Genomic DNA, 14,000 nt, shown 5'->3' with positions numbered 1-14,000 from the left:
CACGCAGGCCCGTGGACTGCGCCCGCGTCAGACCGAGGCGGCCCGGATCCGCGCCCCCGGGTGGTCGGCCGGCAGGTGCGCGCGCCCGTCGCCGCGGAGGCGGCCCCGGAGCGTCTGGCCCACCTGCGCCTCGACGACGAGTCCGCGGGCGCGCAGCTCGGGCATGACCAGGTCGAGGAAGCTGTCGAAGTTGCCGTACGGGTCGGGCTGCACGAGGAAGCCGTCGGCGCCGGTCGCCGCGACCGCCGCCTCCGCCTGGTCGACGACCTCGCCGGGGTCGCCGATGAACGGCGCGCCCATGACGTTGTTGCGCTGGAACTCCTCGAGCACCTCGCGCACCGTCGGAGCGTTCGGTCCGAGGAAGCGCTCGAGGTTCGTCCGGCCGGTCTGCGTCACGGTCGACGGGTCGATCGGCTTGTCGGGGTCCATCACCGAGAGGTCGACGCCGGTGAAGAAGGCGTAGGAGGCGGCCGCCTCATCGAGCGAGCGGGTCGCGATCTGCCGTGCGCGCAGCTCGTGCGCCTCCGCGCTGGTGGGCGCCACGATGAAGGTGCCCGCCATCATGCAGACGAGGCTCTGCGGGTCGCGGCCGAACGACGAGGCTCTGCGGCGGATGTCGGCGATCTGCTCGGCGACCCTGGGGATCTCGGCGGCGAGGAAGACCCCCTCCGCGAACTTCGCCGCGAGGTCGCGACCCGGCCCGGAGGCGCCGGCCTGGAACAGCATCGGCGTCCGCTGCGGCCCGGGCGGCACGTTCAGCAGCCCCTTCGCGCGGAAGTGCGGGCCGTCGTGCTCGATCTCGCGCACCTTCGCCGGGTCGGCGTAGACGCCGTTCTCGCGGTCGATGAGGATCGCGTCGTCGTCCCAGCAGCCCTCCCAGAGCTTCAGCGTGAGCTCCACGTGGTCGGTGGCGATGCCGTAGCGCAGGTCGTGCTCGACCATGGGCGCGCCGAAGAGGCGGGCGGAGGCGTTCTGGCCCGCGCCGGTCACGATGTTCCAGCCGATGCGGCCCTTCGTGAGGTGGTCGAGGGTCGCCATCTTGCGCGCGACCATGGGGGGCTTCTCGACCGAGGTGGACTGCGTGGTCACCAGTCCGAGTCGCTCGGTCACCGCGGCGAGGGCGGGCAGGATCATCGCCGGGTCGGCCTTGGGAACGTGCACGCCGTTGCGGACCGCCGCGTCGGGGACGGTGTCGTCGACGACCGGGTAGCCGTAGTCGTCGGCCATGAAGAGGAAGTCGACGCCCGCCTCCTCGCAGCGCTTCGCCATGTCGATCCAGTAGTCGAGCTCGAGGAACCGGTACGACGTGTTCTCGGGCAGTCGCCACGAGCCCATCAGCATGCCGGACTGGAACATCCCGATCTTCCAGGGTGCTGCCATGGGGTCGTCTCCTCGTGCTCGTGCGTCGCCGGGTCGAATGAACCGATCAGTTCACATCGTAGGCGGCGGATGTTTCGTCGGTGTCACGGCTGCGCACATCATCGGCTCCGACGGGGCTGTCCACAGGTTCTGCCGTCCTACGACATGGCCGGCACCTGCCTCGAGAGCGTCATCGACCTGGCGAACGGCGACCCGAGGTAGGGCAGGCCTCCGCGAGTCGGCGTGTCAGCCTGCGCGCGACGCCTCCCGCTCGGCGACGAGCGAGCGGACGGTGATCGCCCAGCTCTCGGCGAGGTCCTCCGGCCGCGCTCCCGTCAGCAGCAGGATCTGCAGGCCGCGCCAGAGCGACAGGATCTCGATGGCGGCGGTGCGGCTCCGCTCGGCGTCGAAGCCGTCGGCCCGCAGCTGCGTGTCGAGGGCGTCGAGCCACTGGGTCGCCGATCGCGCGAGGAACGGCGCCCAGACGTGACTCGCGTGGATCGCGACTCCGAGCTGCTGGAAGTACAGCCGCAGGTAGGGCAGGTGCTCGGGCGCCGAGAGTTCGGTCCAGGCGCGGAGCATGCGGGCCTCGAAGTCGCCCGGCTCGGCGAGGCGCACGAAGAGGTCGCGGAGGCGGGGGAAGCGCTCGAAGGCGCGCACCGCCGCCTCGTCGAGCAGGTCCTCGCGGGAGCCGAAGTAGTAGAGCAGCATCCGGTTGTTCGAGCCGATGCTGCGGGCGATGCCGCTGAGGCTCATCTGGATCATGCTCTCGTCGAGGATCCGGTCGACCACCAGCTCGAGCAGCCGATCCCGCTCCGCCGTCCCCGCCACGCCCCCGACCCTACCGGGCGCCCGCAGGCGCTCACGGTGCACGGCGGCGCCGCTCAGGACAGCCACTCGTCGATGCGCCGACGTGCCGCCGCCTTCACCTCCTCGGAAGCCGCGGTGGTCTCAATCGAGGTCCACGCGCAGTCGGCCAGCTGGGCGTCGGTGAGCCCCAGTGCCGTGCGGCAGAGCTCGTACTCGGCCAGGATCTCGGGGCCGAAGATGATCGGGTCGTCGGCGTTGATCGAGCAGCGGACCCCGGCCGCGAGCAGTCGCGGCAGGGGGTGGTCGCCGATCGCGTCGACGACGTCGAGGAGCACGTTCGACGTCGGGCACACGTCGAGCGGGATGCCCCGCTCGGCGAGCTCGGCCACGAGCGCGGGATCCTCGATCGCCCGCACGCCGTGCAGGATCCGGTCGGCGTGCAGCACGTCGATCGCCTCGCGGATCGCGGGCGGGCCGACGAGCTCTCCGGCGTGCGGGGTCGAGTGCAGGCCCGCCTCCTTCGCGAGCGCGAACGCCTCCGCGAATCTCGCACCGGGGTGCCCGCGCTCGTCGCTCGCGAGGCCGAGGGAGACGACTCCCCGGCCGGCGAGATCGGCCGCGGCCCGTGCGATCAGGAGGGAGTCCTCGACCGTGCCCGTGCGGTCGATGGTCACCATGAACCCGAAGGCGACGCCGTGGCGGCGGGAGGCGGCGTGGGCGTGCCGGAGCATGACCTCGAGGGCCGCGGCGTGCGATCCGTAGCGCTCCACGTAGAACGACGGGTCGACTCCGAGCTCGAGGTAGACCACGCCGTCGGCGGCCTGATCCTCGAAGATCTCGTCGATCAGGCGCTCCATGTGCGCCGGCTCCTGCAGCACGGCGAGCAGGGTCCGGTAGACCGTGTCGAACTGGCTGAAGCCGCTGAAGACGGTGGTCGTCGGGGCCTCGATGCCGAGGGCGTCGGCCATGGCGGTGAGCGACTCGGGCCGGACCGCGGCCTCCATGTGCAGGTGCAGGTGGCCCTTGGGGAGGGCTCTGAGGTCGCGGGCGGGGGTGTCGACGGTCGTCATGGTGCGCTCTCCGTGCTGGTCGGTCGTGCGGTGCTGGTCGTTCGTGCGGGTGCCGGTCACTCGACCTCGGCGCGCGCCGCGTCGAGGTAGGTCATGTCGATGAAGTCGGCGGGTGCCGGGAGGTCGTCGTAGCCTGCGGCCTCGAGCCCCGGGTACATCTCGTCGGTCATGCGGTCGACGCTCATCGAGAGCAGCGGGTCACCGGTGGTGCCGACGACGAGGGGCTGCTGCAGCGTGTTCTCGCGGGTCTGCTGGGTCAGGTCGAGGCCGAGGTCGGCTCCGTACTCGTCCACCGCGAGCTGTGCGGCGACGGCCGGGTCGTCGCCGTTCTCCTCCCAGCCGCGCAGCGACGCGGCGAGGAAGCCCTCGACGACGTCGGAGTCGCCCTCGATGTAGCCGGAGTCGCCGTAGATCACGTTGCCGTAGGTCGGCAGGCCCAGGTCGCTGTAGAGCGTCACCACGTAGTCGTCGGGCGAGAGGCCGTACTGCTCCTCGAGGGTGATCGGCTGGTTCGTGGCGTACGCCGTGTAGGCGATGCCCTGGCCGTCGACGAGCGGCGCGATGTCGAAGCCCGCGGGGATGAACTCGTAGTCGGGCTCCAGGCCGGCGACGCGGAAGACGGCGTCGTAGTCGATCTGGGTGCCCTCCTGGCCCAGCACGGTCTGGCCGACGAGGTCCTCGGCCGAGGTGACCGGGTCGTCCGCCAGCGAGACGATCGACGCGGGGCTGTCCTGGAAGACGGCGCCGACCGCGGTCCAGTCGTTGCCGTCCGCGAAGCTGGAGAGCCAGCCCTGCACACCGGGCTCGACGCCCAGATCGGCGTCGCCCGCCGCGACGGTCGCCATCGTGGTCGGCGCGTTGGGGCCGCCGCCGATCCACTCGATGTCGAGGCCCTGGTCGGCGTAGTAGCCGTTCTTGTCCGCGAGCCAGAAGCCGGCCCACTCGACGTTGGTGATCCAGCCGAGCGAGACGCGCACGGTGGTGAGGTCGTCGTCGCCCTCGGCGGTGGCGGCGCCCGAGCAGCCCGAGAGGGCGGCGGCGACGGCGGCGACCAGGCCGATGCCTGCGATGCGCACGCGGCGCGGGGAGGGGGAGCGGAACATGGGACTCCTTGGGGGTGTGCGCATGCCGGGGGACCGCATGCGGAGCGGTGGGTGGGAGGAACGGGGTTCGGAGGCGGCGCTCAGCTCACGCGAGCGACCACCCGGTGCTCCACGCCGCGGGCGGCGAGGAAGACGAGGACGGACACGACCGTCGCGACGAGGGCGACGCCCCACGACCGCTCCATGTCCATGTAGCTCCGCGATTCGGAGAACAGGGCGCCGAGGCCGTTGGCGCCCATCAGGAACTCGGCGAGCATCGCGCCGAGGACGGCCGTGGGGGCCGTGATGCGCACCGAGACCATCAGGTTCGGCAGGGCGTAGAGGATGCCGAGGCGACCGAGCAGCTGGAGCCGGCCCGCGCCGAGCACCCGGAAGAGGTCGCGCCCGGCCGCGGGGATCGCGGCGAGACCCGAGAGGGTGAAGACGAACGCGGGGAAGAAGCAGATCAGCACGGTCGAGGTCACGACGGCGGGGTCGCCGTAGCCGACGATCCGGGCGATGATCGGGATCATCGCGGTGATCGGCACCGAGCGGATGATCAGCGCGGCCGGAGTGACGACTCCCGAGATCGCAGCCGAGGACCAGACGAGGATCGCGGCGAGGAAGCCGACGGCGGTGCCGCCGACCAGGCCGACCAGTGCGACGCCGAGCGTGTAGGACACCGACGGCAGGTAGGCGCCGAAGCCGAGCACGACGTCCGAGATCACGGGCCAGGGGCGCGGAGCCACGGTGGCGGTGTACCCGTTGAGCACGACCCAGGCGTCCCAGGCGACGAGGACGAGCAGGATCGGCCAGAGGTGGACCAGCCCGCGGAGGATGCGGCTCATGCGAACCTCCCGACGGCGAGGCGCTGCAGCTGGACGAGGACGAGGTACGCGGCCAGCGAGAACACCGTCGCCACGAGCGCCGCCGACCACAGCAGCGCCATCTGGTAGTTCTGCATCGCGCTGACCAGCAGGAGGCCGAGCCCGCGCGGGGCTCCGAACCACTCGCCGATCGTGGCGCCGAGGATGGCGGCGGGCGCGCTCATGGTCAGCCCGTCGAAGAACGCCGGGACGGCGCGAGGGAGCTCGAGGCGCCGCAGCCGCTGCATCCGGCTCGCGCCGAGCACCGTGAAGACGTCGGAGTGCGCGGCCGATCCGGTCGAGAAGGCCGAGGTCATGGTGACGAACATCACGAAGCCGACGCTGAGCGCGGCGATCACGAGCGGGGTGTCCACGCGGCCGACGGTCGTGATGAGCAGTGGTGCGAGGGCGATGGTCGGGAACGCGTTGAGGATCGCCGCGAAGCGGTCGAAGCCCGGACGCAGAGCCGGCACGACCAGGGCGAGGGCGGCACCGACCACGGCGACGACGACTCCGAGGAGGAGGCCCTGCGCCGCGGCGGTGAGGGTCACGACGCCGTTCCGCCAGAGCAGGCTCCAGCCCGCCGGCGTGGCGAGGTAGGCGAGGACGTCGGTCAGCGGCGGCCAGGCGCGCCCGGCGAGTCCGAACCGCCCGATCAGCTCCGCGATGACCAGCAGGAGGAGCGCGCCGCCGATCCCGTAGAGCACCTTCGGGCGGGTCACTGCGGCACCGTCTCGGCGTGATCCAGGAGCGCGGTGAGCTCGTCGACCAGCTCGTGGAACTCGGCCGTCCGGGTCGTCGCGGCGTCGCGCGGGCGTGGGAAGTCGACGTCCCGCACGGTGCGGACGCGGCCGGGTCGGCCGGTCATGACGATCACCCGGTCGGCGAGCAGCAGCGCCTCGTCGACGTCGTGTGTGATGAGGATCGTGGTGATGCGCTCCTCGCCCCAGATGCGGGCGAGCTCGGCGTTCATCCGGCGCCGGGTGACGGCGTCGAGTGCGCCGAAGGGCTCGTCGAGCAGGAGGAGGTCGGGACCGAGCGCCAGGGCGCGGGCGATCGACGCGCGCTGGCGCATGCCTCCCGAGAGCTGCTTGGGCCGCGCGTTCTCGAAGCCGGTGAGTCCGACGAGCCGGATCAGCTCGTCGACGCGGCCGTCGTCGACCTTGCGGCCGGCGACCTGGAACGGCAGCGCGATGTTGGCCCGCACCGACGCCCACGGCAGCAGGGCGTGCTCCTGGAACGCGACGCCGAGGCGGTGCTGCTGCGCGAGGCGGTGCGGGTCGCTGCCGTAGATCTCGACGGAGCCGGAGGTGGGGCTGTCGAGACCGGCCGCGAGCCGGAGGATCGTCGACTTGCCGCAGCCGGAGGGGCCGATGATCGCGACGAACTCGCCGTCGGCGACCTCGATGTCGATCTCGGCGAGGGCCTGGAGCGTCTTGCCGCGACCGAGGGTGAAGACCTTCTCGGCCCCGCGGATCGAGACCGCTGAGGGGGTGCTGAGAGACATGGCCACCGGCTCCGCTCGGATTGCTCACTTCGGCCGAGCGCCGAAAGTGAATTGATTGGTTCAACCCTAGGAGTGCTCTGTTTCGACCGTGTGTCGCCCCGGTGCGAGAGGTGTAAACGCTGCGGAGGCCCGCAGGGGCCGCTAGCCTGCAGAACGTCGCGAGGAGGAGGCGGTCGCCGTGATCAGCACGATCCTCGTCGAGAACGCCGCGCTCGTCCGTGTCCTGTTCTGGGTCGCGATCGCGGCGAGCGCAGTGCTCGGGTGGCTGCTCGTGCGTGCGGGCCGGAGTCGCGCCCTCTCAGTCCTGGCCGCCCTGGCCCTCGTCGCAGGTCTCGCCGTGGCCCTCTCGCCCGAGGACAACCGGGCGCCGGCCTTCTGCACCGTGCAGTTCTCGGTCCCGTTCCAGGGGCTCGACACCCTGGCGAACATCGCGATGCTCCTACCCCTGACCCTGTTCGCCGCCCTCCGGATCCGCCGTCCGGTGCTCGTCGCGGCGGCGGTCTCGGGGCTCTCGGCCCTCATCGAGCTCGTCCAGGCCCTGCTCCCCGACCTCGGCCGCTCGTGCGACACCGACGACTGGTTCATGAACACGGTCGGCGCACTCGTCGGCGCGGTGCTGGCGGCGGTGATCCTGCTCGTCGAGTCGCGCCGCTAGGGCCGGGTCGTCCACCCCTGTCGCTCGAGGGCGGCCGTGCGGTGCACTGGAGGCTCGCCCGCACCGGGCGCCACGAGGAAGAAGGACCGCCATGACCACCTGGCTCATCACCGGCTGCTCCACCGGGCTCGGCCGCGCCCTCGCGACCGCCGTCCTCGCCCATGGGCACGACGTCGTCGTCACCGCCCGCGACGTCGAGTCGGTGCGCGACATCGCCGAGTCGTACCCCGACTCCGCCCTCGCGCTGGCCCTCGACGTGACCGACGACGCGCAGGTCGTCGCCGCCGTCGCCGCGGCCGAGGAGCGCTTCGGGGGAGTCGACGTGCTCGTCAACAACGCGGGCTACGGCTACCGCGCCGCGGTCGAGGAGGGCGAGGACGCCGATGTGCAGCAGCTCTTCGACACCCAGCTCTTCGGCACTGTGCGCACCGTGAAGGCCGTGCTGCCCGGGATGCGGGCCCGCCGCTCCGGCACGATCGTGAACCTGTCCTCGATCGGCGCGCGCATCTCACCCGAGGGCTCGGGCTACTATGCCGCCGTCAAGGCCGCGATCGAGGCGCTGACCCTCTCGCTCCGCAAGGAGGTCGCACCGCTCGGCATCACCGCGTTCTCGGTCGAGCCCGGCGGGTTCCGCACCGACTTCGCGGGCCGCTCCCTGACGCAGTCGTCGCAGCCGATCGCCGACTACGCCGACACGGCGGGCAAGCGCCGCAAGGAGAACGACACCGTCCACGGCACCCAGAGCGGCGACCCCGCGAAGGCGGCGGCCGCGCTGATCCGCGTGGTGGAGTCGGAGTCGACCCCGTCGCTGCTGCTGCTCGGCACCGACGCGTCCGACGCGTTCCGCACCGCGCTGGGCGCCCTGCTCGCCGAGGCCGACGAGTGGGAGGCGCTCAGCCGCGGCACCGACTTCTGACGCGCGTCAGACCGGCGCGTGCACGAGCTCCGAGATCCGGCGCTTGTACTCGTTGAACTCCGGAGTCGTCACGTCGCGCTCCTCGGGGAGGGCGATCGGCACGATCTCGCTGATGTGGCCGGGGACGCCGTGCGAGGCGCCCCCGGTCATCACGACGACGCGGTCGGCGAGGTAGACCGCCTCCTCGATCGAGTGCGTGACGAACAGCACGGTCGTGCGCGTCTCGCGGTGGATGCGCTTGAGCTCGGCCTGCAGGTCGGAGCGGGTCAGCGCGTCGAGCGCGCCGAACGGCTCGTCCATCAGCAGCACCGAGGGCTCGTTCGCGAGGACGCGGGCGATCGCGACCCGCTGCTGCATGCCTCCGGAGAGCTCGCCCGGGAACCGGTCGGCGAAGCGCGTCAGCCGCACCGCCTCGATGAAGCGGTCGGTCACCTCCGCCACGGCCGTCTTCGAGAGCTTCTTGCGGCGCGGCCCGTAGGCGACGTTCTCGCGGACGCTCAGCCAGGGGAACAGCCCGTAGTCCTGGAACACCACGCCGCGATCGGGGCCCGGTGCGGCCACGGGGACGCCGCCGACCTCGACCACTCCCTCCGTCGCCTCCTCGAACCCGGCGAGGATGCGCAGCAGCGTCGACTTGCCGCAGCCGCTCGCGCCGACGACGGCCACGAACTCGCCCGAGGGGATGTCGAGGGTCACGTCGGCCATGGCGAGCACGCCACCGGTCGCCGTCTCGTAGCGCTTGACGAGATCGAGCACGTGGACGTCCGCGGTGCGGACGGTGGCGAGTGTCATGAGGGCCTCACTTGATGAGCGGCCGGCGGCCGAAGAGCACGCGGAACAGGAGCAGGAGCAGGCGGTCGGAGGCGAAGCCCGCGATCGCGATGCAGATCATCCCGACCACGATCAGGTCGGTGCGGACGACGTCGCGCGCGAGGAAGATCGTCGAGCCGAGGCCCGTGCTCACCCCGGTCGTCTCGCTGAGCACCAGCACGACCCAGGCGAGCCCCAGGCCGACCCGCATGCCGTTCACGATCGCGGCGGCGGAGGCGGGCAGCACGACCCGCGCGAGGACGCCCGCGGTGCCGGTGCCCAGCATCCGTGCCGCCTCGATCAGCCGGGGCGGCACCTGGCGCGCGCCGCTGATGGTGCCGAGCACGATCGGGAAGAACGCCGAGAGCGTGATCAGGAAGATCGACGCCTGGTCGCCGTAGCCGATCAGCAGCGCCACGAGCGGGACCCAGGCGGTCGCCGGGACCGGCCGGAACAGGTTGATGAACGGGTCGAACAGCGAGTTCACGACGTAGTAGCGGCCCATCAGCACGCCGAGCGGGATCGCGATGACGGTCGCCAGCGCGAAGCCGCCGAACACGCGTCCCGCGCTCGCGCCGAGGTCGGCCCACAGGCCGCCGCTGAACGCGTCATTGCGGAGCCCTGCGAACGCGTAGTCGATCAGCGAGACGAGCACGTCGCCCGGGTAGGGCAGGAACGCCATCCGGATGCCGAAGGGCAGCTCCCACTCGCCCGCCCGGCCGAACTGCCAGAGCAGCACGAACAGGATCGGGACGGGCAGGCCGAGCAGGAACGTGGTCCAGCCCGAGCGGCCGGGCCGCCGCCGCCGATTCGCGGTCGTCGAGAGCCGCTCGGTCGCCGTCGACGGCTCGGCGGTGGTCGTCACGACGTGGGCGCGAAGCTCGTGTCGACGACGTCGGCGATCGCGGGCGCCTCGTCGATGAAGCCGAGCTCCTGCATCTGGGTCGCGAGCGCCTCGAGCTGGCCCTGGTACTCCTCGGTCAGGTCGGAGCGGAGCCAGAAGTTCTCGAGCGCCGACTCGAGGACCTCCTGGTCGCCGCCGAACTCCGAGATCATCTCGGGCAGCCACTCGTCGACGTTGTCGTTCATGTAGTCGATGGTCGCCGCGTGGGTGTCGACGACCTTCTGCACGACCTCGGGCTGCTCCTCGATCATCGCGCCGGTGGTCACCAGGCCGATGTTCACGCGGCCGATCGGAGTGTCGTACGGGTCGGCGATCTCGGTGCCGCCGGCCGCCTCGGCCAGCGAGACGCCGATCTCGACGCCGAAGAAGGCGTCGATCGAGCCCGTCGTGTACGCCGACGCCATCTCGGGCACGGGGATCGTGGTCAGCTCGAGGTCGGAGTCGGTGAGTCCGGCCTGCTCGAGGTAGTAGCGGAGGGCGACCTCCTGGGCGCTGCCCTGGATGTAGCCGACCTTCTTGCCGGCGAGGTCCTCGACCGACGAGATGCCCTCGCCGCCGATGAAGCCCGATCCGCCGTCGGCCGCGGAGGCGACGATCTTGAGGTCGCGGTCCTGGGCGATCGACGAGATGGTCGGCGTGACGCCCGAGATCGCGAAGTCGATCGTGCCGGCGACGAGCGCGTCCGAGAGCGCCGGGGTCGTGTCGAGCGTGATGACCTCGAACTCGACGCCCTCCTCGGCGAACTGCTCGTAGAGGAACGGCTGGTAGAAGTGCGGCTGGCCGCGCAGGGTGCCGACGGTCACGGTGACGGTCTCGCCGCCTCCGGAGGAGTCGGCCTCGCTCGCTCCCGAGCAGGCGACGAGGGAGAGGGCGGCTGCGACGGTGGCGCCGAGGGCGATGGCGCGTCCGAGGCGCGACCGGGTGCGGGACTGGGGCATGGCGGGCTCCGAGAGGTCGAGGTGCGCGCCCCCGTGCTGTCGGAGGCGTCACCCCCACTCAACCCTGCGCAGAAGTCCCGGCGTTTCTGAGCGGTTTCGAACGTGTAAACCCTGCGGCGCACGCCTCGCGAGGTGCCGCTCCGGTACGCACCCGCAGGCGTGTCGCGCACCGGAGCGGCATCCCGCGCGTCAGACCTGCGCGAGGAAGCGGTCCGCCGTGCGCAGCGACAGCGCCATCGTCGCGAGTGCCGGGTTGGCGATCAGCGCGCTCGGGAACACCGAGTTGTCGCAGACCCAGAGGTTGGGGATGTCGAAGCTGCGGCCATCGGAGTCGATCACCGCGTCGCCCGGGTCCGTCCCCATCCGGCAGGTGCCGAGCGTGTGCGCGGTGCGCGCCAGCACGCGGGTGCTCGTCGCCCCCGCCGCCTCGACGATGGCGGTCATCGTGCGGATCGCGTGCGCGTCGATCGCCTCCTCATTGGCGCCGGCCGAGAACGAGATGCGCGCCTTCGGCACCCCGTGCTCGTCGAGCTCATCGATCAGCTCGAGGCGATTGCCGTCCGCGGGCAGGCACTCGGCGTTGATGCCGACTCCGGCCATGAACCGGTAGCCGTCGAGCGCGTCGACCAGCTCGCGCCCCCACAGGCCGCCGCCGCGCACCAAAGAGGTGGCGAGGGTCACCGGCATCACGCCGAGGCTCTGGATGAGGTAGCCGCCCGCGAAGTCGGCGTCGGCGGGGCGCACCGTGTCCTCGGTGATCACGGAGGAGGGGTAGCCGCGGTAGCCCCGCATCTCGCTCTCGAAGGTGCCCCAGACCTGCGTCGCGCCGTGCGCCAGGAAGTTGCGGCCGACCTGACCGCTGCTGTTCGCGAGGCCCGTGTGCAGCAGGAGACGCGGAGTCTCGACTCCGCCCGCGCAGAGGAACAGCGCCGAGCAGCGCTGCCGGCGCTCGACGCCGCCCGCGGTGTAGACCACGGCGCTCACACGACCGGCGGCGTCGAGCTCGATGCCGTGCACGAACGACTCCGCGCGGATCTCCGCTCCCGCCCGCACGGCCTGCGGCAGGTAGGTGTTCTCCATGCTCGCCTTCGCGCCGGTCCGGCAGCCCTGATGGCACTGTCCGCAGTTGACGCACGCCGGGCGCTCGCCGAAGTCGCTCTGGTGCCTGCCTCCGCTGAGGACCGCCGCCGGAGCGTCGGTGGCGCGGATCCCGAGCGTCTCGCAGCCCCGCAGCATCATGTCGGCCGACGCGTTGCGGTCGACCGGGCCCTGCAGATAGCGCCGGGAGGGATCCCAGGGGTAGTCGGCCGGGCCCGAGACGCCGATGGTCGCCTCCACCTGCTCGAGGTAGGGCGTGAGCTCGGCGTGCGAGACAGGCCAGTCGCGGCCGACGCCCGACTCGGAGCGGAGCAGCAGATCGCGCGGGTCGGGACGCGGCGTGAACGCGCCCCAGTGCAGCGTCGAGCCGCCGACTCCGCGACCGCTGTTGTTCGGGCCGAAGGCGGTCGGAGTCGCGCCGCCGCTGAGGCGCTCCTCCATCCAGTTGATCTGGGTGGCCTCGTCCTCGTCGGCGGTGTAGTCGATCGGATCGACGTGAGGGCCCGCCTCGAGCGCGACGACGCGGAGACCCCGCGCGGCGAGCGCGGACAGGAGCGGCGCGCCGCCCGCGCCCGTGCCGATCACGACGGCGTCGACGATCTCGTCCAGGTCGAAGCGGCGCATTCCTGCGGTGTTCATCGGTGACTCCCCGTGCTCGGCTCCCAGGGTTCCCGTTCGTCTGCGCCGAGCAGGCGGAAGCCGGGGATGAGGGCGGTGTCGCCTCCGGTCGCGTAGCCGTCGTAGCCGACACGCGCGAGGGACGCGGGGTGCGCGAGCCACTGCCGCACGAGGTCGACGCGGCAGTCCTCGAACCAGGCGCTGAGCTGCTCCGCCGAGAGGGACCCGAGGGAGCGGCTGCCGAGGTCGCGGAGGGCGGCGTCCTGGTCGGCGGCCGACTCGAACCCGGCGAGGGCGTCGAGCGCCAACCCGTAGGCGACGGGATCCGCGGGCAGCTCGGCGCTGCGCCAGCCGTCGCCGCGGCCCTCGGCGAGCTGCGCGTCGACGCGCGCGGCGAGATCGATGGCGGGGCCGTCCTGCGGCACCACCTGGGCGGCGATGGCCCGCAGGGTGGTCAGCTGGGCGGCCGTGAGGGCCTGTGGCGCGTAGTGCGGATCGTCGGCCAGCGCGCGGTCGGCGAGGACGGCGCGCACTCGGCTGCTCGTCCGCGCCGAGGCGATGGCGCGGGCGGCATCGGCGGGGACGAACGGCGCGGTGCCGGCCTCCTCCGCCCAGAACTCGCGGATCGCGGCGGCGACCTCGACCGAGCGCTCGAGGGGGAGCAGGTGACCGGCGCCCTCGAGCGTGACGAGGCGCGAGCGCGGATAGGTGCGGCCGTTGGTGCGGCGCTGGGCGTCCTCGCCGAGGTCCTCGTCCGCGCCGCCCGCGACGAGCAGGGCGGGCACGGCGGAGGCGCCGCCCGAGCAGTCGACGCGGCTCCCGGTCTCGAGCCACTCGCGCCACGCGCGGGGTGATGTGCGCAGCAGGTCGTCGAGGGTCTGGCGCTCGAGTGCGGCAGGCAGGGGAGCGCCGACGTTCTGATCGAGGAACGTGCGCGCCTGCTCCTCGTCGAGCGGGCCGTCGTCGACCCAGCCCAGCATCGTGCGGCGGCGCTCCTCGTCCATCGGCTCGGGCGAGAGCGGTGAGCCGGCGAGCAGCACGACACCGGCGAGACCGAACAGTCCCGAGCGGCCCGACATCGTCCGCTCGGCGACCAGGGAGGCGATCTTGCCGCCCATGCTGTGGCCGGCGATCAGCCAGCGCTGCGGCGAGCGCTCGCGGATGCGGCGGATGACGAGCGCCGTCATCTGCTCGACGGACGTCTCCGGGCTGTCGCGCTCGTCGCCGAAGCCGGGCAGATCGATCGCGACCACGTCGAACGCGTCCTCGAGCTCGCGGATGAGCGGTTCGAAGAGACGGCGGCTCAGGCCCAGGCCGTGCAGGGCGAAGAGGGTGGGAGTGTCGGCGGCACTCGGGGACATGCGGGC

14 protein-coding genes are annotated in these 14,000 nt (G+C 72.1%); 2 read left to right on the top strand and 12 right to left on the bottom strand.

The window, feature by feature from the left end:
- Positions 1-27: 27 nt before the first annotated feature.
- The 7 genes from GRS96_RS18550 to GRS96_RS18520 all read right to left on the bottom strand — a co-directional run bounded on the left by GRS96_RS18550 (position 28) and on the right by GRS96_RS18520 (position 6,694).
- Complete coding sequence (locus GRS96_RS18550; RefSeq protein ID WP_159989157.1) at positions 28-1,380, bottom strand: NtaA/DmoA family FMN-dependent monooxygenase; 1,353 nt, start codon at positions 1,378-1,380, stop codon at positions 28-30.
- Between the two features lie 225 nt (positions 1,381-1,605).
- Positions 1,606-2,190 carry a TetR/AcrR family transcriptional regulator gene (locus tag GRS96_RS18545; RefSeq protein ID WP_159853033.1) on the bottom strand — a complete coding sequence of 195 codons (585 nt, stop codon included), beginning with the start codon at positions 2,188-2,190 and terminating at the stop codon, positions 1,606-1,608.
- Between the two features lie 53 nt (positions 2,191-2,243).
- Positions 2,244-3,299: an adenosine deaminase gene (add, locus tag GRS96_RS18540; RefSeq protein WP_204162112.1), complete on the bottom strand. Its 1,056-nt coding sequence runs from the start codon at positions 3,297-3,299 to the stop codon at positions 2,244-2,246.
- Positions 3,296-4,342, bottom strand: coding sequence for an ABC transporter substrate-binding protein (locus tag GRS96_RS18535; protein ID WP_159989156.1), 1,047 nt, complete (start codon positions 4,340-4,342; stop codon positions 3,296-3,298). The genes add and GRS96_RS18535 overlap by 4 nt, the downstream gene beginning before the upstream one ends.
- A gap of 80 nt (positions 4,343-4,422) precedes the next feature.
- Entirely contained in the window at positions 4,423-5,169 is a 747-nt protein-coding gene (locus tag GRS96_RS18530; protein ID WP_159853029.1) for an ABC transporter permease, read from the bottom strand.
- Positions 5,166-5,909, bottom strand: coding sequence for an ABC transporter permease (locus tag GRS96_RS18525; RefSeq protein WP_159853027.1), 744 nt, complete (start codon positions 5,907-5,909; stop codon positions 5,166-5,168). The genes GRS96_RS18530 and GRS96_RS18525 overlap by 4 nt, the downstream gene beginning before the upstream one ends.
- A complete protein-coding gene (locus GRS96_RS18520) occupies positions 5,906-6,694 on the bottom strand; it encodes an ABC transporter ATP-binding protein (RefSeq protein WP_159989155.1) in 789 nt (262 codons plus the stop codon). The genes GRS96_RS18525 and GRS96_RS18520 overlap by 4 nt, the downstream gene beginning before the upstream one ends.
- Positions 6,695-6,872: 178 nt before the next feature.
- On the opposite strand from GRS96_RS18520, the gene GRS96_RS18515 reads away from it, so the two are divergent.
- Positions 6,873-7,349: a VanZ family protein gene (locus GRS96_RS18515; protein ID WP_159853024.1), complete on the top strand. Its 477-nt coding sequence runs from the start codon at positions 6,873-6,875 to the stop codon at positions 7,347-7,349.
- A gap of 91 nt (positions 7,350-7,440) precedes the next feature.
- Positions 7,441-8,265, top strand: a complete 825-nt coding sequence (locus GRS96_RS18510) for an oxidoreductase (protein ID WP_159853023.1) — start codon at positions 7,441-7,443, stop codon at positions 8,263-8,265.
- A gap of 6 nt (positions 8,266-8,271) precedes the next feature.
- On the opposite strand, the gene GRS96_RS18505 is transcribed toward GRS96_RS18510, so the two are convergent.
- The 5 genes from GRS96_RS18505 to GRS96_RS18485 all read right to left on the bottom strand — a co-directional run bounded on the left by GRS96_RS18505 (position 8,272) and on the right by GRS96_RS18485 (position 13,994).
- Complete coding sequence (locus tag GRS96_RS18505) at positions 8,272-9,057, bottom strand: ABC transporter ATP-binding protein (protein ID WP_159853022.1); 786 nt, start codon at positions 9,055-9,057, stop codon at positions 8,272-8,274.
- Positions 9,058-9,064: 7 nt separating this feature from the next.
- On the bottom strand, positions 9,065-9,940 hold the full coding sequence (locus GRS96_RS18500) for an ABC transporter permease (RefSeq protein ID WP_159989154.1): 876 nt from the start codon (positions 9,938-9,940) through the stop codon (positions 9,065-9,067).
- Complete coding sequence (locus GRS96_RS18495; RefSeq protein ID WP_159853020.1) at positions 9,937-10,917, bottom strand: ABC transporter substrate-binding protein; 981 nt, start codon at positions 10,915-10,917, stop codon at positions 9,937-9,939. The genes GRS96_RS18500 and GRS96_RS18495 overlap by 4 nt, the downstream gene beginning before the upstream one ends.
- A 189-nt stretch (positions 10,918-11,106) precedes the next feature.
- Positions 11,107-12,654 (bottom strand): GMC family oxidoreductase, encoded by a 1,548-nt coding sequence (locus tag GRS96_RS18490; protein ID WP_159853019.1) that lies wholly within the window; start codon positions 12,652-12,654, stop codon positions 11,107-11,109.
- The gene (locus GRS96_RS18485; RefSeq protein ID WP_159853018.1) at positions 12,651-13,994 is read right to left on the bottom strand and encodes an alpha/beta fold hydrolase; all 1,344 of its coding nucleotides are present in this window, start codon (positions 13,992-13,994) and stop codon (positions 12,651-12,653) included. Before GRS96_RS18485 ends, GRS96_RS18490 begins: the two co-directional genes overlap by 4 nt.
- Positions 13,995-14,000 lie beyond the last annotated feature (6 nt).

The organism is Rathayibacter sp. VKM Ac-2803, assembly GCF_009807175.1.
In the GTDB taxonomy this organism is placed as follows: Bacteria; Actinomycetota; Actinomycetes; order Actinomycetales; family Microbacteriaceae; genus Rathayibacter.
Note: the sequence above shows the minus strand (reverse complement) of the source record. Positions and strands in the feature narration are given on the sequence as shown.